The sequence below is a fragment of the Polaribacter sp. SA4-12 genome (assembly GCF_002163675.1).
Lineage (GTDB): Bacteria > Bacteroidota > Bacteroidia > Flavobacteriales > Flavobacteriaceae > Polaribacter.
This window is the reverse complement of record NZ_CP019334.1, coordinates 997,368-1,020,532: the sequence shown is the minus strand read 5'-3', so window position 1 is coordinate 1,020,532 and position 23,165 is coordinate 997,368. Positions and strand designations below refer to the sequence as shown.

13 protein-coding genes are annotated in these 23,165 nt (G+C 30.7%); 8 read left to right on the top strand and 5 right to left on the bottom strand.

Translation table 11 applies throughout. The features are described from left to right. Positions 1 to 131 precede the first annotated feature (131 nt). The 5 genes from BTO07_RS04455 to BTO07_RS04435 all read right to left on the bottom strand — a co-directional run bounded on the left by BTO07_RS04455 (position 132) and on the right by BTO07_RS04435 (position 10,347). Positions 132 to 2,915 carry an alpha-amylase family glycosyl hydrolase gene (locus BTO07_RS04455; protein ID WP_087520082.1) on the bottom strand — a complete coding sequence of 928 codons (2,784 nt, stop codon included), beginning with the start codon at positions 2,913 to 2,915 and terminating at the stop codon, positions 132 to 134. Positions 2,916 to 2,980: 65 nt separating this feature from the next. After that, the gene (locus BTO07_RS04450) at positions 2,981 to 4,657 is read right to left on the bottom strand and encodes a SusE domain-containing protein (RefSeq protein ID WP_087520081.1); all 1,677 of its coding nucleotides are present in this window, start codon (positions 4,655 to 4,657) and stop codon (positions 2,981 to 2,983) included. 21 nt (positions 4,658 to 4,678) lie between these two features. Continuing rightward, positions 4,679 to 5,785, bottom strand: coding sequence for a SusE domain-containing protein (locus BTO07_RS04445; protein ID WP_087522553.1), 1,107 nt, complete (start codon positions 5,783 to 5,785; stop codon positions 4,679 to 4,681). 19 nt (positions 5,786 to 5,804) lie between these two features. Continuing rightward, positions 5,805 to 7,418, bottom strand: coding sequence for a RagB/SusD family nutrient uptake outer membrane protein (locus tag BTO07_RS04440; protein ID WP_087522552.1), 1,614 nt, complete (start codon positions 7,416 to 7,418; stop codon positions 5,805 to 5,807). Between the two features lie 10 nt (positions 7,419 to 7,428). Continuing rightward, positions 7,429 to 10,347 carry a SusC/RagA family TonB-linked outer membrane protein gene (locus tag BTO07_RS04435; protein WP_087520080.1) on the bottom strand — a complete coding sequence of 973 codons (2,919 nt, stop codon included), beginning with the start codon at positions 10,345 to 10,347 and terminating at the stop codon, positions 7,429 to 7,431. Between the two features lie 196 nt (positions 10,348 to 10,543). Between BTO07_RS04435 and BTO07_RS04430 the strand changes: the two genes are divergently transcribed. The 8 genes from BTO07_RS04430 (at position 10,544) to BTO07_RS04395 (ending at position 23,159) form a co-directional block, all read left to right on the top strand. Beyond that, on the top strand, positions 10,544 to 11,566 hold the full coding sequence (locus tag BTO07_RS04430; RefSeq protein WP_087520079.1) for a LacI family DNA-binding transcriptional regulator: 1,023 nt from the start codon (positions 10,544 to 10,546) through the stop codon (positions 11,564 to 11,566). A 146-nt stretch (positions 11,567 to 11,712) separates the two neighbouring features. After that, entirely contained in the window at positions 11,713 to 13,062 is a 1,350-nt protein-coding gene (locus BTO07_RS04425) for an MFS transporter (protein WP_087520078.1), read from the top strand. Position 13,063: 1 nt separating this feature from the next. Beyond that, positions 13,064 to 13,717 carry a beta-phosphoglucomutase gene (gene pgmB / locus BTO07_RS04420; protein ID WP_087520077.1) on the top strand — a complete coding sequence of 218 codons (654 nt, stop codon included), beginning with the start codon at positions 13,064 to 13,066 and terminating at the stop codon, positions 13,715 to 13,717. Position 13,718: 1 nt separating this feature from the next. Further along, positions 13,719 to 16,025, top strand: coding sequence for a glycoside hydrolase family 65 protein (locus tag BTO07_RS04415; protein ID WP_087520076.1), 2,307 nt, complete (start codon positions 13,719 to 13,721; stop codon positions 16,023 to 16,025). Between the two features lie 10 nt (positions 16,026 to 16,035). After that, positions 16,036 to 17,967 carry a glycoside hydrolase family 13 protein gene (locus BTO07_RS04410; protein ID WP_087520075.1) on the top strand — a complete coding sequence of 644 codons (1,932 nt, stop codon included), beginning with the start codon at positions 16,036 to 16,038 and terminating at the stop codon, positions 17,965 to 17,967. A gap of 81 nt (positions 17,968 to 18,048) precedes the next feature. Next, entirely contained in the window at positions 18,049 to 19,017 is a 969-nt protein-coding gene (locus tag BTO07_RS04405) for an alpha/beta hydrolase (RefSeq protein ID WP_087520074.1), read from the top strand. Between the two features lie 40 nt (positions 19,018 to 19,057). After that, on the top strand, positions 19,058 to 20,701 hold the full coding sequence (locus tag BTO07_RS04400) for a GDSL-type esterase/lipase family protein (protein ID WP_087520073.1): 1,644 nt from the start codon (positions 19,058 to 19,060) through the stop codon (positions 20,699 to 20,701). A 37-nt stretch (positions 20,702 to 20,738) separates the two neighbouring features. Next, positions 20,739 to 23,159, top strand: coding sequence for a glycoside hydrolase family 31 protein (locus BTO07_RS04395; protein WP_087520072.1), 2,421 nt, complete (start codon positions 20,739 to 20,741; stop codon positions 23,157 to 23,159). Positions 23,160 to 23,165 lie beyond the last annotated feature (6 nt).

The window sequence follows — 23,165 nt, the reverse complement described above, 5'->3', positions numbered from 1 at the left end:
GTAATGATTTATGTTAATGAACCTATTACTATTAAAAATACACCAATTTTAATAATAACAGGATTACTATTATTGCTGGTAAAATTATTGAAATTGTAAGACCATATAAACAGATAATTGCTAAAAAGTATTTAGTTAATAATTAATTTTTTTGTCTGTATTTGATTGTTCTTATCCTTAATTCGGATAAAATAAATCCCTTTATTTAAGTTATTTACCTCGTAAGTGTTGTTTTTTATAACGTTTTTACTAAAATTTTGAACTAGTTTACCTGTTACATCAAAAAGACGAACTTCTTGTACTTCTTGTGATAATGTAAAAGAAGTAGAAGTAGGGTTTGGATATAGTTGTAAGAAATCTTTTGCTAAACTGATGTTTTCAGTTGAAAGTGTTCCTGGTTTATTTGCAAATACTTTAAATTCTCCTGGAGCTAAAGATATTGCTGCTGTTGTATTGGTAACAGTTATTGTAGCATTGTCTTCTAATAAATTATACCAAGTACCAGTTTGTTGAAAAAACGGAGAAATACTTTGAGTAGTTGTGCCAAAGTTACCAATTACTACAACGTTTTGAATATCTGCTGCTGTTGGATCTGTTAAATGAATTTTATTTAATCCGTTAGAATTACCAACATCTAAGGTAAAGTCTGATGTTTTAAAAATATCATATTTTAACTTTAGTTTAATTAGTTTAGACCAAGTGCTTTTAATATCTCTTCTGCCTTCATTTGATAGGTAATTCCATAAAATAGGTTTATTACCAGTTCTACCACCTTGATCAATCGAGATATCATATCCTAATTCACCAAATTGCCAAATCATTTTCGGACCAGGAATTGTAAAGAAGAATGCACCTGCCAATTCTTCTCTTTCTAAAGCTGTATCTAAATTTTTAACGTTATAACTTCCATTAGACCCCCCAAATTGAAGGTTTTTGTACATTAAACGTTCTTCATCATGACTTTCCATATAACTTACATTTGCTGGTACAGACCAATTTCTGTTTTTATAAGAAATCCAAGAAAAATCTGCCTCACTACCAAAGCCCATTGTTGCTTGGTTATATTGATGATTGTGATTTCCCCAAACCATAATTCCTTTTCCTTCATTAAGTCTATAATTTACCCACTGAGTTTCTTCGTTATTGGTACCCAAATGTTCGAAAATAATGTAGAAATTTGGGTCTATTTCCCATTGATCATCTGCGTATTCTTTTAAAATATCAACTCTGTCTTGTTGATATTCGTTTGTACATGCATCACCAGAAGAACAGTTTTGAGTGAATCCTTTTGTTAAATCCCATCTAAAACCATCTATTTTGTATTCATCAATCCAATATTGAGAAACTCTTTTTACGTAATCTTTAGTAGCTTGTTTAGAGTGATTAAAATCGTTAAAAACACTATAAGAGTGTGTTGCTGTTTGATTAAAGAATGGGTTATCTGCACTTGCTTGACCACCATAACCTCCATTGTCACTATTCCACATTCTATAATATGGGTTTTGTCCACTTGCGTGATTAAAGGCAACATCTATAATAACAGCGATTCCTCTTTTATGGCATTCATCAATAAATTGCTTAAAAGAAGTAGCATTACCATAGTATTTATCTAATGCCATATGAAAAGAAGGGTTATAACCCCAAGATTCATTACCATCAAATTCCATTACTGGCATAAATTCTATTGCGTTTATACCTAATTCTTCTAAATAATCTAACCTTGCTTTTACAGCATCATAAGTATGAAGTGCATCAAAATCTCTAATTAAAATTTCGTAAACAACTAAATCTGTTTTTGCAGGTTTTGTAAATGAAGTGTTTTGCCAAACATAAGTAGCATCACCAGTTCTTAATAAAGTTACTGCATGATTTGTTTTTTCTGTAGGGTAACTTGGTAAGTTAGGGTATGTAGTTGCATTTATATATTGATCATTAGATTCTGTTAAAACAACAGTAGAGTAAGGGTCTGCAACTCTTAAATTTGCATCAATTATATATTGATAAGAATAATCTGTTTGTGGTGTTAAACCAGTAAGTTCAATCCAAAAACGATTTTTAGCAGTGTCTTTTTTTAGTAAATAAGTATCATTTATCTCCCAATTATTAAAACTACCAATTAAATGAATAAAATCTTTACCAGGAGCATAAAAAACTAAAGTAGCTTTTGTGTTGTCTAAAGTGTTTAAATTAATTCCATCTTTCATTCCTGAAGGAAGAGTTGCTTCTGTAACAGTTGGTTTTACAACTGCCTGAAAAGTTGTGCTTTTTGTTTCTCCGTTATTAATAGCTTCTAAAATATACGTTGTATTTTGAGTTACAGTAGGAGAGAAGCTATATGCAGTTGCATTTGTTTTTTGATTAATAACAGCACCATTTGCTTTTAAAGTGAAGTTTGCAATTAATGAAGTGTTTGCACTTATTGATAAACTTTGTCCTGAGTTTAAGACTGTTGTTGCAGTTGTAGGTGCGTTTAAAGTTAATTGAAATGAACCAACATTAATAATAAAATCAGAACAACCATTATCTTTCATTTCTTGATTACCAGTTGCGTTTCTAAAAACCATTCCCATATTGGTAATGCTAGTTGCTTGTGCATCTGTTAAAGAAAAATATGTTTTTGGTACAATTGTAATTTCCCAACGATTGTTAGATGAATTTAAAGTCATTAATCCAACTCCGTCATCTTTTCCCCAGTTACCAATTGCTTTTGTACCCCAAGCATTGGTAGCGTTTCCAACACCAGAGTGCATGTATACTTTTGTTGGGTTGCTAAGACCATTACAATCTGTAGCAGAACTATTAGCGTCTATACTAATAGTTATAGATTCTGTTATTTCAAAAGGGTTTGGAGTAATCGTAACTTGACTAAACCCTAAAGAAGTTATAAATAATAATAGTAAAGTAATTTTTTTCATAAAAATAGTTTGTTAAAAGACAAAGGCTATCCTTTTATAGATAGCCTTTGTTTAGTTTTAAAAAATTATTGAACAGTTACTGTTCCTTTATTGTAATCTACTGTAACCTTATATATTCCATCTCCAGGAGATTTCACATTGTTCTCATCATCTCTAACGATCATTCCAGGATATTTTTTACTTTCTCCCCAATCATTGTCCCAAGAACCTTGCACAGGTAAGAATTTAAATTCATCACTTGAAGTTAAAGTTTGAGTTAATTCAAACAATCCTTCAGATACTTTTGTAAAAGCAGGGGCTGTTGTATTGTCCCAGCCATTTGGTGAACCTACTAAATGTAATGCATCAGGAGCTTCTAAAAGGTTAAAAGAAAGTGTATTAAAATCGACAGTTACCATATAAGTGCCAGTAGTTTCAATTTTAATATTTTGCTCATCATCTTGTTCTAATCTACCAGAAGTGGTTTTATTTTCTCCCCAGTCTCCAGCCCAATCGCCAGAAGTAGGAAGCATTTTAAATTCATCTCCTTGAGTAAATGCTTGAAGTTTTGTGAAAACACCGTTTCCTGAAGTATATAATTCTTGAGTTGCATCAGCATTATTCCAACTATTATGAGAACCAACCATAAACAATGTGTCTATGTTTTCTAACTTAAAGCTTAGTGTATTAAAATCAATAATAACTACATAAGTTCCGGCTGTGGCTATTTGGATGTTTTTTTCATCATCCTGAACTATTTTTCCAGCGTTGTTTTTGTCTTCACCATAATCACCATCCCAAGAACCAGAAGTAGGTAACAATTTAAATTCTTGACCTGCATCAAATGCTTGTACTTTTACAAATACACCATTTCCATCATTATAGAATTGTTGTGTTGGATCGGCATTATTCCATCCATTATGAGCTCCTACCATAAATAAATTGTCTGGTATTGCTGCTTTAAATGCAGTTAATGCAATTGTAATTGCGTCTGAAGTTCTTGTTAAATCTCCCGATGCAGATTTTGCAATTGCTTTAATTCTGTAATCAAAATCTGTTGCTATATCAGCTTTTCCTCCGTTTGCAATTACTAAATCATTTAAATCATTATGAGAAACTTCAAACATAGTTGTTGCACTTGTACCAATGTTAGTTGGAGTTGCAAAACTTGTTCCTCCTAAAGCCATTTCTATTTCATAGCTAATATCTAAACTACTAGTTGCTCCAATTTCTGAATCGTCCCACGTAATTGTTAATGCAGTATCATCTGGATTAACATCCGACAATACTTGTGAAAAAGAATTATCTGGGCTAGAAATTACTGGAGGATTTACAGCAAATTTTGATACTTGAAATAAAATTATATTAGAAGTAGAACTTCCTGTGTTTAATCTTAAGTAAATAGGTGTATCTGTATAAGACTGTACAGAAGCGTCATCTAATACTTGATTAAGTTCAGCAACAGTCATTGTAAAATTCTTTTTGTCTGTGCTTCCTAATAATACAGGAGCTGCAAAAGTATCTTCTAAAGACATTTCTACATTGTAAGTTGCAGAAGTATTAATTTCATCTTTCCATGTAATTGTAAATGCTGGATTATCTTGCAAAGCAAAGTTTAAAAATACATTGCTAATTCCTGGTGTTATTAACTCAAAAACAGGATCTGGACTTGTTATTGTTAAGCTTTCTTCAGTTTCACAGGCACTTAATAAAAGTGTCAATGATAAAAATAAGTAGCTTAATGTTTTTAAATAAGTTTTCATTTTATATCTATTATTAAGTTATTATAAATTTAAAGGAATGAAGATATAACGACCAGTTAAATCATTAAACCATACATCATAATCATCTTCTACAATTACAGGTACGGCACCACCACCATCAGTAGCTACACCAGAAAAAGAAGTAGTGCTTCCCCATTTAGCGCTAGCTCCAGTAACAAATTCTATATTACCGGGTGTTAAGTGTATTGCAGTTGCAAACCAAATATGACCATCAAAAGCCAATGGTGTCATTGCTACATTTGCAGTACTAGATCCTTGAATTTCTAATGAAGCAGGACTTGTTTTTCCTGTTGCATCATATGCCTCAAAAGTAAAAGTCTTACTTGCAAAATTCATTTTTAAAGTATAGAACCCTCCAGGAATACCATTTCCACCTCCATAAGGAAGTCTTTCTGGTTCTGGTGATGAACTTGTTAAAGTAGTTCCCCAAAATTTAACGCCATCATCTGTACCTAATTGTGGATGCCACAAACCTTTTGTTTCTAGAACTTTAAAGTGTCCGTTATCTGCCCATAAACCAGTGTAATAAAAAGTATTACTATCTGTTTCATCTCTAAAAAGAGCTGGATTATTGTTATTATTATTCCAACCTGGAGCAGTTGCGTCTCCAACTAAATAATAATCGTCATATACATAATTATAGTAAGGATAAACACTAAACATAATTGCATTTGAAGCAGCTGTTTCACTGTTTTGAGTTCCTAAAGAAGAAACAATTCTTACATAAATATTAGACCAATTAAAAGGATTTAGTCCTGCATTTCCTGCAGCAGCATTTACTTCATTTATAGATAATGTAACTGACGTTTTACCAGTAATGGTAGATGCGATTACTGTTTCAGCAAAAGTATCATCCTTAGAAAATTGAATAGTATAATTTACAGCGGCTTGAATACCGTAATCTGCTTCATCCCAATTTAATGTTAAAGCAGGGTTTGACGTGTTAACAGCATCTAATTCTAATTGCGTGAAATTTAATTCAGCTAAAATAGGAGCTGTTGGTTGTGATATCGTGAATTTTTCAGTAGTGTCATCACAAGATTGTATGAACAACAGTACTAAACCAATAATACCAATTACTGAAAATCTTTTAATATTTTTCATCATTTGTAATTTGTTTTTAAAATTAATACCCAGCATTTTGAGTTAAATTTGGATTAGAAGCTAAACTTGCAGTTGGTATTGGGTAAATACTCATGTGAGCAGGTAAAGAAATACCATTACTACCATTACCTTTCCAAGCCCAATTATAGTTACCTCCTGTAAAACGGTTGTAACGAATTAAATCTTGTCTTCTGTGTGCTTCCCAATGTAATTCTCTTGCTCTTTCATCAAGAATAAAATCTAAACTGATATCTGCTGTTGTTAAATTATTTTGAGGATTATTTGCTCTTGTTCTTAATGCATTTACATAGGTTTCCATATCTGCATTTGAACCACCAGAACCACCTCTTAAATGAGCTTCTGCATACATTAAGTATACATCTGCTAATCTAAATAAAGGGAAATCTGTATCAACAAAAGTTTGATCTGATCCAAATGCTCCTGTTGAGGTTGCATTAGAATACTTTTCTATTACATATCCTTGATCTTTATCAGAAATATCAGAAATATCGATACTTCGAGTTCCAGAAATAATTGTATTTCTTGTATCTCCAGAAAAGATACCTCCATCAAATAATTGAGCAAATTGCTTTCTAACTCTTAAAGCGCCTCCCCAACCAGATGCACCAACACCTAAAGCAGTACCATTAACTTCTAAACTTCCAACTTCACCATTAATCATAATAGTTGTTGGTCCGTAGTTTTGTGTAATTAAACCATCAGAAATTAAAGGAAAAATAATCTCATTAGTAGCAGAGTTTGTATTGTTGTCTGCCATAAATAAATGTGCATAATCAGTTGCTAATGTGAAACCACCTGTTATTATTTTTTTAGTAGCGTCTATACATTCAGTATATTTATCTTGTCCGATATAAATTTCTGCATTTAAATACATTTTAGCTAAAATCATCCACGCAACTGCTTTGTCTGCTCTACCATGCTGATTTGTTTTTGGAGCCATTAAATCTACATCAATTGCAAGTAATTCGCTTTCTATAAATGTAAATAATTCTGCTCTTTCTACTTGAGGAGGATTAAAACCTGCGGTTGGATCTGATTCTAACACCATAGGTGCTTTACCATATAAATCCATAAGATTGTAATATGCTAAAGCTCTTAATAATCTTGCTTCAGCTCTATATGTTACAATTTCTGCTCTGGTAGCTGTAGTTACATTTCTAGCATCTAATTTTGCTGCAGTTGTTTCTCTAAGAAAATTATTAGAAAAAGCAACAGAAACCATTGCTCTACTAAACATACCTAAGATTAAAGGATTTTGAGCTGTCCAAACATTACGTTGTATTTCTCTTGTTCCAGGATCATTTTCATAAGACCATATCATTTGATCTGCAGAAAGTGTTTGTAAATACAGTAAAACTCTACCATATTGACTTGTACCTGCGTCTAATCCTTGAATATTTGAACTTCCTGGTCCATCAACTCCTGTTAAAGATAAGTTAGCATAAACTCCTGCTAAAACATCTAAATAAGCACTTTCATTTTCAAAAAGAGCCTCACTTAAAACAGTTTGATCATCTTCTGGTACAATATTTAAATCTTTTGTACAAGAAGCAACTATTGATGTTAAAAAGATAACAACGAATAGATTTTTAATTGTTTTTATATATTTTTTCATCTTGTTTTTATTAGAATTTAATGTTAGCTCCAACTAAGAAGTTTCTAGATCTTGGATAAATTAAATTATCAATTCCGTTAAACACTTCTGGATCTAAACCACTATAGTTTGTTATAGTAAATACGTTTTGAACACCAGCCCATACTCTAATACTACTGTAAGAGAATTTTTTAATTGGGTTGTCAAATGTATATCCTAAAGTAACATTGTCCATTCTTAAGTAAGAAGCATCTTCTATATAAATATCGGAATTAATAACATCTGATGTTCTTAAGAAATCTGTGTCTAATGCTGCTGTTGGTATGTTTCCTAAAACGGCATTGTCTTTTAATAATTCGAATTGAGATCTAGAAGAGTTTACGTTATTATATACATAATTTCCTAAACTTGCTCTTAAGTTAAAAGCTAAATCAAAATTTTTGTAATTAAAATTAGATTGAAAACCGAAAGTAACATCTGCATTTGGGTTTTCTTTTAAATATCTATCATCATCATTAATAATTCCATCACCATTTAAATCTGCATAAGCACCTTCAATTGGTTTTCCTGCTGTGTCGTATAATTGTTTATATACATGGAAAGAGTTTGGTGCAAAACCTTCTCTTAATAATTGAATTGTATTACCTGTTCCTCCAGAAGTTCCACCAGTTCTAACATCTTGATTGTTTGATAGTTCTGTAATTTCTCTATCTAAATACGTAGCGTTAAAGGTAAAGTTCCAATTATAATCTTCGCTTTTAAGAATATCTCCATTAATAGTAAATTCTAAACCTTTAATCTGTAATTGACCAATGTTTTGAATTGCGCTGTTTCCGAAATTTGTTCCATCAGCTAAAGCTGCATCAAATAATAAATCGTCAGATGTTTTTTGGAAAGCACTTATAGCTCCAGTAAATTTATTATCAAATAAACCATAATCTACACCAAATTCAATAGTTGTTGTTTCTTCCCATTTTAAATTTGGGTTTACAACAGAAGGAATAGTAGATTGTACTGGAGTATTACCAAATATGTATCTTGAGTTTACGTTTCCAAAACGGTATCTATCTAAATATAGGTCATTTACTCCTGGTAAATTTTGTTGACCCGTTAAACCATAACTTGCTCTTAATTTTAAATTAGATACAACTTTAGAATCTTTTAAGAAATCTTCATCACTAATATTCCAAGCAATTGCTGCACCACCAAAGTTACCCCATCTGTTATCATCACTAAAACGAGAAGTACCATCTCTTCTAAAGTTAAGCGTTAATAAATATTTTTTAAGGTATGAGAATTTTGCTCTACCAAAGAAACCAATATTTACAACATCTGGATCTGCAAAAGTAGTTGAAAAAGAATCTGGGTTTTTTAAGTTTCCAGTATCTGTTCCAAAGTTTTCAAAACGTTGGTAAGAATAACCAGTAGTTAAATCTAATTTAAGGTCTTTGAATTCTTTAACATAATTTAAGTAAGTGTCAAATAATTCATTAGATCTTTCTTGAGTTCCTCTTGATTCTGTACCTGCATAACGTAAAACAGCATCAGCGTTTCCTACATCAAATCTATTTAAATTTTGAGTAGAACCTTTAGTTTTATCAAAACCTGCATTTACAACAGCTCTTAATTCTGGTAAAAAGTGAAACTTATAATCGAAGTTTAAGTTACCATATTGTCTAAAGTTATAACCAGTATTATTGGCTAATAATAAAGAAGCTACAGGGTTTTGTGTTCCGTTTGAAACGATATCACCAGTTCTGTGTTGATAATATCCACCAAAAGGAGAACTAGAATCATATACTGGTTGAGTAGGATCGTAACGTAAAGCTGCACCAATTTGTCCAGAATCACCAAAACGACTGTCTTCAAAAGCTCTATTATAGTTTAAGTTAATTTTTAAATGATCTTTAAACAAAGAAGGGTTCATAGAAAGAGAAATTGTTTTTCTATCAAATTGAGATGTTAATACAGCTCCTTCTTGACTAGCAAATCCCATAGATAATCTAGTAGGTATTGCTCCAAATATTTGACCTTTTGCAGTAATATTATATAAAGAAGATACTGTAGAGCGTAAAACTTCATCTTGCCAATTTGTATTAGTAGCACCTAATAAACCAACATCGCCTGGTAATTTTTGAGTAACTATATTTCTAAATTCATCAGCAGAAAAAACATTTATTCTGTCTTGTACTTCTCCAAAAGTATATTGCATGTCTAAATCTAAAGTATACTCTTTTCTACCTTTCTTAGTAGTAATGATAATTACACCATTAGAAGCTCTAGAACCATAAATAGCGGTTGCAGAAGCATCTTTTAATACTGAGAATGATTCAATATCATTTGGATTAATACTTGCTAACACACCTCTAGACCCAGCAACTCCGCTTTCCTCAATAGGTAAACCATCAATAATAATTAATGGATTGTTTGAAGCTCCAATAGAAGAACCACCACGAATTGTAATTTGAGATCCAGAACCAGGAGCACCACTTGTAGTAACACTAACACCAGAAACTCTACCACTTAGTAAATTTTCAGGAGTTACAATATTACCTTTAGTAAAGTCCTTTGCTGTAATAGACTCAACAGAACCTGTTGCATCTTTTACAGTAGTTGTACCATAACCTACAATAATGATCTCTTCTAAAGATTCTGCAGATTCATCTAATTCAACTTTAATGTTGAAGTTACTTCTAATTGTAACTTCTTTATCGGCAAATCCTAGATATCTAAATACAAGAACATCTCCTGTGTTTACTTTCTCTAAAGAAAATTGCCCATCAAAATCGGTTTCAGCACCTCTTGTTGTGCCTTTAACCACTACACTAACACCAGGTAAAGGTTCACCTGTTGCTTTTTCTTTTACTACACCATTAACTGTTTGTTGTGCAAACATCGTAAACGAAGTAGATAAAAGAATTCCAATTAATAATAATTTAAATTTTTTCATGTATAATTTGTTATAATAACTGTAAATTTGATTTGGACTTAACAATAAACTTACATTCCACCTTGTAAATGTAGCTATAAGGCATAGATTTTCAATATGATAAAAGTCACGAAATCGGTTTCGTGTTGACAACTTTTTCATTAAATTTTTACTAAATTGGTAAAAATTAACCTTAATATTTGTCTTTTAATAAAATATGAAGCAAAAAATTACAATTAAAACAATCGCCAAAGAATTAGGTGTTTCTACTTCAACGGTTTCTAAGGCTTTAAAAGATAGTCATGAGATTAGTAAAGAAACGAAAGAGAAAATTCAAGCTTATGCAGATTTTTATAACTATAAACCTAATAGTTTAGCGCTTCAGCTTCGAAATCAAAAAACAAAAGTTATTGGTGTTATTTTACCAAAGATTGTACATCATTTCTTCTCTACAGTTATAATGGGAATAGAAGAAGGTGCAATTGAAAAAGGGTATCATATAATGGTTTGTTTTTCTAATGAATCTTATGAGAAAGAAGTTGAAACGTTAAGAGTTTTATCTAATGGAAGTGTAGATGGTTTAATTGTCTCTATAGCAAATGGAACCCTTAAGAATAAAGACTACAAACATTTTACAGATTTAGTAGCAGAAGAGATTCCATTGGTATTATTTGATAGAGTTGTAGATGAAATTTTATGTGATAAAGTAGTTGTAGATGATGTTGGTGCAGGCTATAAGGCTACTAAACATTTACTAGAAAATGGTCGAAAAAAGATCGCTTTAATAACAACTCCAAATCATGTAAATGTAGGGGCTTTAAGAAGGCAAGGTTATGAGAAAGCGTTAATAGAAGGGTATATTAAAGCTGATAAAAACCTTATTGTAGAGATTGACGAAAGTTTAGATATAAAAAAACAAATAGAAAAGGTTTTTGTAGAAGGTATTGATGGTGTATTTGCAGTAAATGAAATTTATGCTGCAAACGCTATGAGAATAGCTAAAGAAAAAGGCTTAAAAGTACCTGAAGACCTTTCTATAATTGGCTTTACAGATGGTTTAATTTCTGAATATTCATCACCATCTATCACAACAATGGCACAACATGGTTTTACGATGGGTAAACAGGCTGTTGAACTTTTAATTGAAAGAATTGATAAAGAATCTGAAGTTTATAAACCTAAAAAAATTGTCATTTCTAGTGACTTAAAATTACGAGAATCTACGAAACCGTCGTCGTAGATTTTACATTTACTTTTTATCAAATAGGTAAAAAATAGATATATTTGTCTTATTAATCTGATTTATCAATAAATTACATTCCACAAAATTTATTAATTGATAAGTCTAATACACTTATCGTAATATTCATTTTATAATATTCGATAATGGAGAAACGTAAATTAAGTTTCTGGCAAATCTGGAACATGAGTTTTGGATTTCTAGGAATTCAAATGGGTTTTGCACTGCAAAATGCAAACGCAAGTAGAATTTTACAAATTTTTGGAGCAGATGTTCACGAACTTTCTTGGTTTTGGATTATAGCACCTTTAATGGGATTGATTGTTCAGCCCATAATTGGTTATTATAGCGATAAAACTTGGGGAAAATTTGGACGAAGAAAACCTTACTTTTTAGTGGGTGCAATTTTAGCATCTATTGGCTTAGTTTTAATGCCACAAGCAGATATTTTTATTGCCTTTTTACCAGCACTTTGGGTTGGAGCAGGTTTCTTAATGATTATGGATGCTTCTTTTAATATTGCTATGGAGCCCTTTAGAGCTCTAGTTGGCGATAATTTAAGAACAGATCAAAGAACAGCAGGTTTTAGTATACAAACTGCTTTAATTGGTTTTGGAGCTGTAATTGGTTCTTGGCTTCCTTATGCTTTAACAAATTGGTTTGGCGTTTCTAATGAAACTTCACAAGGTGTTGTACCAGCAAATTTAATTTGGTCTTTTATTATCGGAGCAATTATTTTAATTATTTCAATTTTAGTAACGATTACAACCACAACAGAATATTCTCCAGAAGAATTAGCAAGTTTTGATAATGATTCTGTTGATACTGAAGAAGAGGAAAAAAGTTCTAGTTTGATGGATATTTTTGAAGATTTCAAAAAAATGCCTACAACAATGCGTCAATTAAGTTGGGTGCAATTTTTTTCTTGGTTTGGTCTTTTTGGAATGTGGGTTTTTGCTACACCTGCAATTGCGCAACACATTTATGGTTTGCCACACACAGATAGTAGTAGTAGTTCGTATCAAGATGCAGGAGATTGGGTAGGAATTCTTTTTGGAATTTACAATTTAGTATCAGCATTCTACGCTTTTGCTTTACCATATATCGCAAAGAAAATTGGTAGAAAGAGAACGCATTCTATTTCGTTAATTATTGGAGGTTTAGGGCTTTTATCAATTTATATTATGCCAGATGAAAATTGGTTAATAGTATCTATGATTGGTATAGGTATTGCTTGGGCTAGTATTTTAGCGATGCCTTATGCAATTTTAGCAGGTTCTATATCAGCTAAAAAAATGGGAGTTTACATGGGGATTTTTAATTTCTTTATTGTAATTCCACAAATCATCAATGCTTTAATTGGTGGTCCGTTAGTAAAATACGCTTATAATAATGAAGCAATATTTGCTTTAATGATAAGTGGATTTAGTTTTTTAATTGCTGCAGCTTTAGTCTACAAAGTAAAAGATGTAGATGATGTAGTACAAACAAATTAGAATGAAAAAAGGATTTATATTTGATTTGGATGGTGTTATTGTTGACACTGCCAAATATCATTACTTAGCTTGGAAAAAATTAGCTAATCATTTAGGCTTCGAATTTACCAAAGAACAAAACGAATTATTTAAAGGCGTTAGTAGAAAACGTTGTTTAGAAATTTTGTTAGAAATTGGTAATAGAGAAGCAACACAAGAAGAATTTGATACTTGGATGGTCGAAAAAAATGTTGACTATTTACAGTATATAGAAAATATGGATGAATCAGAAATTCTTCCAGATGTTCCTAGAGTATTAGAATTTTTGAAAGAAAATAACATTCCAATAGCTTTAGGATCAGCAAGTAAAAATGCACAACCAATTTTAGAGAAAGTAAATTTATTGCATTATTTCGATACAATTGTAGACGGAAATAATGTAACAAAAGCAAAACCAGATCCAGAAGTTTTTCTGCTTGCAGCAAAACAATTAGGTGTAGATGCTAGTGATTGTGTCGTTTTTGAAGATGCTGTAGCAGGTGTAGAAGCCGCAAATGCAGCGAAAATGATGAGTATTGGTATTGGAGAAAAAGATGTGCTTTCTGAAGCGCAATTTATCTTTAAAGATTTCACAGAAATCAGTACCAATTTTATTAAAGATTTAATAAAGAATTAAGATGAATCAAGAATATATAAAACCAAATGAATGGTCGATCCTAGAAGAAGGATTTGATGCAGAAATGGTGAAATCTTCAGAAAGTTTGTTTAGTATTGGTAATGGTGTCATGGGACAACGTGCTAATTTTGAAGAACAATATACTGGAGCTACGTTTCAAGGAAGTTATATTGGAGGTGTTTATTATCCCGATAAAACACGTGTTGGATGGTGGAAAAACGGTTATCCAGAGTATTTTGCGAAAGTATTAAATGCACCAAATTGGATAGGAATTAACGTTTTAATTAACGATGAAAAACTAGATTTAAATACCTGTAAAGAAGTCTCAGATTTTAAACGAGAACTAAACATGAAAGAAGGTTGGTTGTCTAGAAGTTTTGAAGCTATTTTACAAAACGGAATCAAAATTAAAGTGGATACCAAACGTTTTTTAAGTTTAGATATCGATGAGGTTGGTGCCATTAATTACAATGTTACTCCTTTAAATTCTGATGCAAAAATCACCTATATTCCATATATAGACGCAGGAATTACGAATGAAGATACCAATTGGGATGACCAATTTTGGGATGTTTTAGAAGTTTCTAATAGCAACCAACAATCTTACATTCAGGCAAGAACCATGAAAACACATTTTTATACGTGTACGTTTATGGAATCTAGATTATTTATAGATAATAGTGAAGTTATTACAGGTTGTAATAATGAGCAAACTTCAAATTATACATCTTGCACATATCAACAAGAAATTAAACAAAATCAAACATTTACCATTCATAAATTTGGTGGTTATGTGGTTGATAGAAATCATAAAAAAGACGAATTAGTTGCTGCTGCAAAAGAAGCTTTAGACAAAGCTGTAAGTCTTGGTTTTGATGCTTTATTAGAAATGCAAAAGCAATCTTGGGCACAAATCTGGAAAATGTCTGACATTACCATAGAAGGTGATGTGAAAGCACAACAAGGAATTCGTTTTAATATTTTTCAACTAAATCAAACCTATTTAGGAACTGATGCTACTTTAAACATCGGCCCAAAAGGTTTTACAGGAGAAAAATATGGAGGAAGTACTTATTGGGATACAGAAGCGTATTGTATTCCTTTTTACATGGCTACAAAAGATCAATCTGTTGCAAGAAAGTTATTAGAATACAGATATTATCATTTAGATAAAGCTATTGAAAATGCGGGTAAACTTGGTTTTACCAACGGAGCAGCATTATATCCAATGGTTACTATGAATGGTGAAGAATGCCATAACGAATGGGAAATCACTTTTGAAGAAATTCATAGAAATGGAGCCATCGCTTTTGCAATTTTTAACTATTACAGATTTACTGGCGATTATTCTTACATTCCAGAAAAAGGATTGGAAGTTTTAATTGGTATTGCTCGTTTTTGGCAACAAAGAGCTACTTTATCTTCTGATAAAAATAAATTCATGATTTTGGGTGTAACAGGTCCAAATGAATATGAAAACAATATCAACAATAACTTTTACACGAACTACATTGCAAAATGGTGTATTAATTATGCGTTAGAAAATATTGAGCTTGTAAAAATAGACCATGTTTCAGATTATATCAGAATTAAAGAAAAAGTAAATTTCTCTGATGAAGAATTATCTAAATGGAAAAATGTTGCAGACAATATGTATTTTCCATATTCAGAAAAGAAAGGTGTTTTCTTACAGCAAGATGGTTTCTTAGATAAAGAATTAATTACAGTTGAAAACTTAGATAAAAGTCAAAGACCGATTAATCAAAAATGGAGTTGGGACAGAATTTTACGTTCTCCATATATTAAACAGGCAGATGTTTTACAAGGTTTTTACATGTTTGAAGATGATTTTTCTACAGAAGAATTAGAAAAACATTTCGATTTTTACGAACCATTTACAGTGCATGAAAGTTCACTTTCTCCTTGTGTACATAGTATTCAGGCTGCAAAGTTAGACAGAATGGATCAAGCGTACACATTCTATTTAAGAACATCTCGTTTAGATTTAGACGATTATAATCACGAAGTAGAAGAAGGATTACATATTACTTCTATGGCAGGAACTTGGATGAGTATTGTTGAAGGTTTTGGAGGAATGAGAGTGCTAAATAATTCACTTTCTTTTTCACCAAAAATTCCTAAAGGATGGGATTCTTATTCATTCAAAGTAAACTTTAGAAATCAAGTTATTACTGTAAATGTTTCTCAAAATGGAACTCATTTTGAATTAGATGGAACTCAAGAAATCAACATTTTAGTAAACGGAGAAAAAGTAACAGTCTCTCCAAATAATTTATTAACTGTTTAAAACAGAAATTATGAAACTTATCAGAAACATTTTATTATTATTTATCATAGCTTTATTCTCATGTAACACTACAGAGACCCCAAAAAATGTTTCTGAGGTTTCAATTTCTAATACTTTTTTAGAAAGAGTAGAACCAACAAATTGGTGGGTTGGATTAAAAAATACTTCTTTACAATTATTGGTAAAAGAAGATAAAATAGGAAACTCAAAACCATCAATTTCTTATGCTGGCGTTTCTATTGAAAAGGTACATAAGGCAAGAAGTGAAAACTATCTTTTTTTAGATTTAAAAATTGATAAATCTACAAAAGCAGGGAAATTTGATATTGTTTTTACTTTTGATGATAGCACAAAAAAAACTCATACTTATGAGTTAAAATCTAGAGAAAAATCGGCAGAATATTATGTTGGTTTTAATAGTTCTGATGCTATTTATTTAATTACTCCAGATCGTTTTTCGAATGCGGATGAAAGTAATGACATCAACAAAAAATTAAAAGAAACCTCTTTAGATAGAGCAGATGATTACAAACGTCATGGAGGAGATTTACAAGGAATTATAAATCATGTAGATTACATTTCAGATTTAGGCTTTACTACAGTTTGGCCAACTCCTGTATTAACAAATGATATGCCAAAAGGTTCATATCATGGTTATGCAATTACAGATTATTATCAGGTTGATCCTCGTTTTGGAACACTAGATGATTATAAAAAATTAGCTCAAAAATTAAAAGAAAAAGGCATGAAATTAATTATGGATCAAGTTGCGAACCATTGTGGTTTAGAACATTGGTGGATGAAAGATATTCCTTTTAAAGATTGGGTGAATTATCAAAAGAACTACGAAGAAAATATAGAAAATTGGAATTGGGAAACAAACATCAATTCTAATCATAGAAGAACTACAAATCAAGATTCTTATGCTTCAGAAATTGATAGAAAAGAAAATAATGAAGGTTGGTTTGTTGCAGGAATGCCAGATTTAAATCAGCGTAATCCGTTTATGGCGAATTACATCATTCAAAATAGTATTTGGTGGATAGAAACTTTAGGTTTAGGCGGAATTAGACAAGACACATATCCTTATCCAGACAAAGAATTTATGTCTAATTGGGCTGGATCAATTATGAATGAATATCCTAATTTTTCAATCGTTGGAGAAGAATGGAGTTACAATCCGTTGTTAGTTGGTTATTGGCAAAAAGGTGCGAAAAATAAAGATGGATATGAATCTAATTTAAGATCAACAATGGATTTTCCGATGCAGAAAAACATTATAGATGGACTTAATGAAGAAGAATCTTGGGATAAAGGTTTGGTGAAAATCTATGAAGGTTTAGCGAATGATTTTTATTACGCAACACCAAAAGATATTATGGTATTCTTAGATAATCATGATAAAAGTAGGTTGTACACAGAGGTAAAAGAAGATGTAACAAAAGCTAAAATGGCGTTGGGTTATATGTTGATGATGCCAAGAATTCCACAAGTTTATTACGGAACAGAAATTTTAATGGATGATACTGCAAACCCTGGCGATCATGGTTTAATTAGAACAGATTTTCCTGGAGGTTTTAAAGGTGATAAAATAAATGCTTTTACAAGTGAAGGTTTAAATGCTGAACAAAAAGAGATGCAATCTTTTGTGAGTAAAGTTTTAAATTATCGTAAAAAGAGTGAAGCAATTCAAGATGGAAAAACGATTCATTTTGCTCCATTTATGGGAACTTATTTTCTGTTTAGAACAAAAGGAGATGAAACAGTTGTACATATTATCAACAAAAACGAAGCACCAATTACAATCGATTTAAAGCGTTTTAAAGAAGTTGGTTTAGCAGGTAAGAAACTGAAAAACATTATTACTGGAGAAGATTTTCTTTGGAATGATGAAATTCAATTATCAGAAAAAGGTAGCGTTATTTTAACAACAAAAAAGTAGACTATAAAATTAAAAACCTGTCAGTTCGAGTAATTCTGATTTTTTATCAGAATTGTATCGAGAACTTTTAAAGAACAAAATATGAAAAATATAATTATTCTTTGTTTAATGCTGTTTATTATTTCTTGTAAATCAGAAAGTAAAGAGAATAAGAAAGAAGAAAAAAAGGTTGATAATATTTCTGCAAAAGTATTAGAAGATGCTGTATTAACCGCAGGAAAATTAATAAGAGTAGATTCTTTTCCCACAAAACACATAACTCCAAGACCTGTTGATGTTTGGTTGCCAGAGAACTATTCGTCAAAAAAAAAATATGCAGTTTTATACATGCATGATGGACAAATGTTGTTTGATGAAACTACTACTTGGAATAAGCAAGAATGGAAAATAGATGAAGTTGCTTCAAAATTAATGAAAGAAGGTACTACTAAAGATTTTATAGTTGTTGGTATTCACAATATTGCAGCATTAAGATGGTTGGATTTGTACCCAGAAAAAGCAATGAGTTTTCTAACAAATGAAGAGTTAGGAAGTGTAAAAAGTCTTTCGAATAATGATGTTGCTTTAGAAGATTTAACTGGTGACGAATATTTAAAATTTTTAGTCGAAGATTTAAAACCTTATATAGACAAAACATATTCGGTTTACACAAATAAAGAAAACACATTTGTGGCTGGTTCTTCAATGGGTGGCTTAATGTCTATGTACGCAATTTCTCAATATCCAGACGTTTTTGAAGGTGCAGCATGTCTTTCTACACATTGGGTTGGTGCTCAACCTATAAAAAATAATCCATTGCCAAATGCAATTCTCACTTATTTAGAAAAGAATGTTCCAGATGCAAAAACACATAAAATGTATTTTGATTATGGTAATAAAACTTTAGATCAGTTTTATTCTGAATATGCACCTAAAGTTGATTCTATTTTTCTAAATAATGGATTTACTGATGCAAATTTCAAAAACTTATTTTTCGAAGGAACAGATCATTCAGAAATTTCTTGGCAAAATAGAGTAAGTATTCCATTAACATTTTTATTGAAAAAATAAACTGATTCTAAAAGATTTTTTAAAATTTATTTTCCAAAAGATGAAAGAAATCAAAACAAATAAAATAATAGATTCATATTTCTACTTATGTAGTTTTGTGTCTATTTTATTGCTGATTTCTTGTAATTCTGCTATAAATCAACAAAATGTTGTAGGTCCTACTTTAAGGACCAATAAAGAGATTAATGCTAATAATTTTGCTTTTCCTGAGGGTAAATTAAAAAGTTTAGTAATGAGTTTTGATGATGGGCCAGAACACGATAGAATTTTGCTCGATAAACTAAACAAAGCGAAAATCGTTGGTACTTTTCATCTAAATTCTGGCAGACTTGGTAAAAGAGCAAATTGGTTAAGTTCTGAATTGGGTTATGACGTATTTTTTGTCAAAGAATCAGAAGTAAATAGTATATATAAAGGTCATGAAATTTCTAGTCATACTGTAAATCATTTAGGTTTAAATAACCAAAAAGATTCAATAATTAGGGCTGAGGTTTTTGCTGATTTTCAAAAATTAAATAGCTTAATTAAGAATACAAATCATAATGCAGTTCAAGGTTTGGCTTATCCTTTTGGCGCTTTTGATGAGAAAACGTTACAATCTTTAAAAGCTTTAGATGTTAAATATGCAAGAACAACTGTTGCCACAAAAAACTTTGAATTACCTGCTAATAATTTTTTAGAATTAAACCCAACTTGTCATATCAATGATGCTATAAATTATGGTAATTATTTTTCCAATTTAAAGGCAACTAAAATGCAGTTATTGAATGTTTGGGGACATAGTTATGAGTTTCATAATAATTGGAAATTAGCTGATTCTATTTGCAATTTATTAGGCAACAAAAAAGATATTTGGTATGCCAAAACCATAGAAATGGTTGAGTATTTAAATGCAATTAAAGCTTTAGAATATAAAAATGATTCTGTTTTTAATCCTTCAGAAAATAGTGCAGTTTGGATTAAAAATAAAGCTGATGAATTTATAGAATTAAAACCAAAACAAACTTTATCTATTCATTTTAAAAGTTCTTTTGTACAAATAAATGCTATTGATAGTCTGTATCCTGATGCATCAAAAGATATAAAATTTCACGGAGATTGGACAAAAGTTAATTACAAACATCGTATTGAATCTTTTAAAAAGAATCCTTTAAATTTTGGTGATATTATTTTTATTGGAAACAGCATTACAGAACAAGGTGGTAATTGGGCTGAAAAAGTTGGCATCAAAAATGTAAAAAATCGAGGAATTGCAGGTGATGTTACTGATGGGGTTTTAAAAAGACTTGATGAAATAACTCACTTTAAACCTAAAACGGTTTTTTTATTAATTGGTATTAACGATTTGTTCAATTTGCACTATCAAAAACAAATTCCGTCTACAGAATATGTTGCAAAAAATATCATTAAAATAACGGATTCAATTTATCAAAAATCGCCAGAAACAACAATTTATTTGCAAACAATTTTGCCAACAGCAGAAGCGTATATGGCAAATTACATCAATCAAGTGAATAACATCATTAGAAATACTAAAATTGATGTGAATTACAAGTTGATAGATTTACATAACGAATTTGTTAACGAAAATGGATTAATAAAATCAGAATTGACTTCAGATGGAACGCATTTAAATGAATTAGGATACGAAGTTTGGGTGAAAACGATAAAAGATAAAATATAGGTTTAGAAACCTAAATAGATACAGAATAAAACACATTATGAAATATTTTAAAATAGTAATTTTCCTTCTTTTTATAACACAAATTTCTATTGCTCAAAATTCAAATAGAATTTTTAAAAACGTAAAACAAAATGAAAACGGATTAGAAATTAACGTAAATGATGGCAAATATCTTTTAAAATTTTATTCGGATCAAATTGTAGAAACTTCATTTATTCCAAAAGGAGAAGAGTTTTTAGACACATCACATGCAGTTGTTTTAGAGTCTGAAAAAGTTGATATAAATTCAGTTATTTCAAAAAACGAAAGTATTTTTTCTACGAATGGAATATCTGTACATATTCAACATAATCCTTTTCAAATTATTTATAAATACAATAACGAAATTGTTACATCAGAAAAGCAAGGTTATTTTAAGTCTAAACACCAACCGATGGATATGGTGAATGGGAATATTGTTGCTGATGAAACAGAAAAAATTGAATTCAATTTAACTTCTGATGAAGTTTTATATGGAGGAGGAGCAAGAGCTTTAGAAATGAATAGAAGAGGGTATAGATTGCCTCTTTTTAATAGAGCTCAGTATGGTTATGAAACACATGCAGAATTGATGAATTTTACATTGCCAATTGTAATTTCTTCTAAGAAATACATGATTCATTTTGATAATGCGCCAATTGGGTATTTAGATTTAGATAGTAAAAAAGACAATTCTTTAACCTACGAAACTATTTCTGGTAGAAAAACATATCAAGTTATTGTTGGTGACTCTTGGATGGATTTAGTTGAGAATTATACAGATTTAACAGGGAAACAACCTTTGCCTCCAAGATGGGCTTTAGGTAATTTTTCAAGTAGGTTTGGTTATCATTCACAAAAAGAAACAGAAGCAACTATAGATAAGTTTCAAGAAGAAAATATACCTGTAGATGCAGTAATTTTAGACTTGTATTGGTTTGGTAAAACGGTACAAGGAACTATGGGGAATCTAGAAGTTGATAAAGATTCTTTCCCAGATATGAAAGGAATGATTTCTCGATTAAAAGACAAAGGAGTTAAAACGGTTTTAATTACAGAACCATTTATTTTATCAAACTCAAAAAAATGGAATGAAGCTGTAGAAAAAGATGTTTTGGCGAAAGATTCTGTTGGAAATCCTGCTAAATACGATTTTTATTTTGGAAATACAGGAATTGTAGATATTTACAAACCTGAAGGAAAAGAGTGGTTTTGGAACATTTATAAAGACATTATAAATTTAGGTGCAAAAGGACTTTGGGGAGATTTAGGAGAGCCAGAAGTACACCCAACTTGGGTGCAACACGCAACAGGTTCTGCAAGTGAAGTTCATAATATTTATGGACATGATTGGGCACGTTTAATTTTTGAAGGGTATCAAAAAGAATTGCCAAATGAAAGACCTTTCATTTTAATGAGAGCAGGAGCTGCTGGCTCGCAGCGATTTGGTATGATTCCTTGGTCTGGAGATGTAAATAGAACTTGGGGAGGTTTGCAGTCTCAACCAGAAATTGCGCTACAAATGGGAATGCAAGGTTTGGGGTATATGCATTCTGATTTAGGTGGTTTTGCAGGTGCAAATTTAGATGATAACTTATACACACGTTGGTTACAATATGGCGTTTTTCAACCAATATTTAGACCTCATGCACAGGAAGATGTGCCAAGTGAGCCTGTTTTTAGAAGTGCTAAAGCAAAGAAATTAGCAAAAAAGGCAATTGAGTTACGTTACAAATTATTGCCTTACAATTACAATTTGGCATTCGAAAATAATCAAAAAGGAACACCTTTAATGCGTCCAATTTTCTTTGAAGAAGATGATGATAAATTAATGACAAATTCATCAACCTATTTATGGGGAAAAGATTTTTTAATTACACCAATTCTTAAAGATTCAGTTAAAACGAAAGAGATTTACTTCCCAAAAACTGCAAATTGGTTCAACTTTTATTTTGATGAAAAAATAGAAGGAGGACAAACAAAAACGGTAAAAGTAAAAGGGAAATCAATTCCTACGTATGTTAGAGGAGGCGCTTTTATTTTGATGACAGATTTGGTACAAACTACAGATGATTATAAAGCAGATAAATTAGAACTTCATTACTATTATGATGCTTCTGTAAAAGAAAGCAAAAGAGAATTTTATAATGATGATGGAATTACAGCAAATGCTTTTGAAAAAGGAAAATATGAAATTTTAGAATTTGAATCAGAATTAACTAAACGTTGTTTAGAAATTGATTTTGAAGCAGAATTTGGTAAAGAATGGAATTCTTCAGAAAAAGATATCACTTTGATTATTCACAACATAAACTGGAAACCAAGAAAAGTAAAAGTTGATGGAAAAAGAACACGAGTTTCATCAGAAAATAATACACTTACGATTCCTGTGAAATGGAATCCTAAAAAAGAATTAAAAGTAATAATAACATTAAAATAGAAATCA

Coding starts and splice junctions, on each gene's coding strand:
- BTO07_RS04450 (WP_087520081.1), bottom strand. CDS start 4,657: ATGAAAACTTATTTAAAAACATTAAGCTACTTATTTTTATCATTGACA.
- BTO07_RS04455 (WP_087520082.1), bottom strand. CDS start 2,915: ATGAAAAAAATTACTTTACTATTATTATTTATAACTTCTTTAGGGTTT.
- BTO07_RS04425 (WP_087520078.1), top strand. CDS start 11,713: ATGGAGAAACGTAAATTAAGTTTCTGGCAAATCTGGAACATGAGTTTT.
- BTO07_RS04440 (WP_087522552.1), bottom strand. CDS start 7,418: ATGAAAAAATATATAAAAACAATTAAAAATCTATTCGTTGTTATCTTT.
- BTO07_RS04400 (WP_087520073.1), top strand. CDS start 19,058: ATGAAAGAAATCAAAACAAATAAAATAATAGATTCATATTTCTACTTA.
- BTO07_RS04415 (WP_087520076.1), top strand. CDS start 13,719: ATGAATCAAGAATATATAAAACCAAATGAATGGTCGATCCTAGAAGAA.
- BTO07_RS04435 (WP_087520080.1), bottom strand. CDS start 10,347: ATGAAAAAATTTAAATTATTATTAATTGGAATTCTTTTATCTACTTCG.
- BTO07_RS04410 (WP_087520075.1), top strand. CDS start 16,036: ATGAAACTTATCAGAAACATTTTATTATTATTTATCATAGCTTTATTC.
- BTO07_RS04405 (WP_087520074.1), top strand. CDS start 18,049: ATGAAAAATATAATTATTCTTTGTTTAATGCTGTTTATTATTTCTTGT.
- BTO07_RS04395 (WP_087520072.1), top strand. CDS start 20,739: ATGAAATATTTTAAAATAGTAATTTTCCTTCTTTTTATAACACAAATT.
- BTO07_RS04430 (WP_087520079.1), top strand. CDS start 10,544: ATGAAGCAAAAAATTACAATTAAAACAATCGCCAAAGAATTAGGTGTT.
- pgmB (WP_087520077.1), top strand. CDS start 13,064: ATGAAAAAAGGATTTATATTTGATTTGGATGGTGTTATTGTTGACACT.
- BTO07_RS04445 (WP_087522553.1), bottom strand. CDS start 5,785: ATGATGAAAAATATTAAAAGATTTTCAGTAATTGGTATTATTGGTTTA.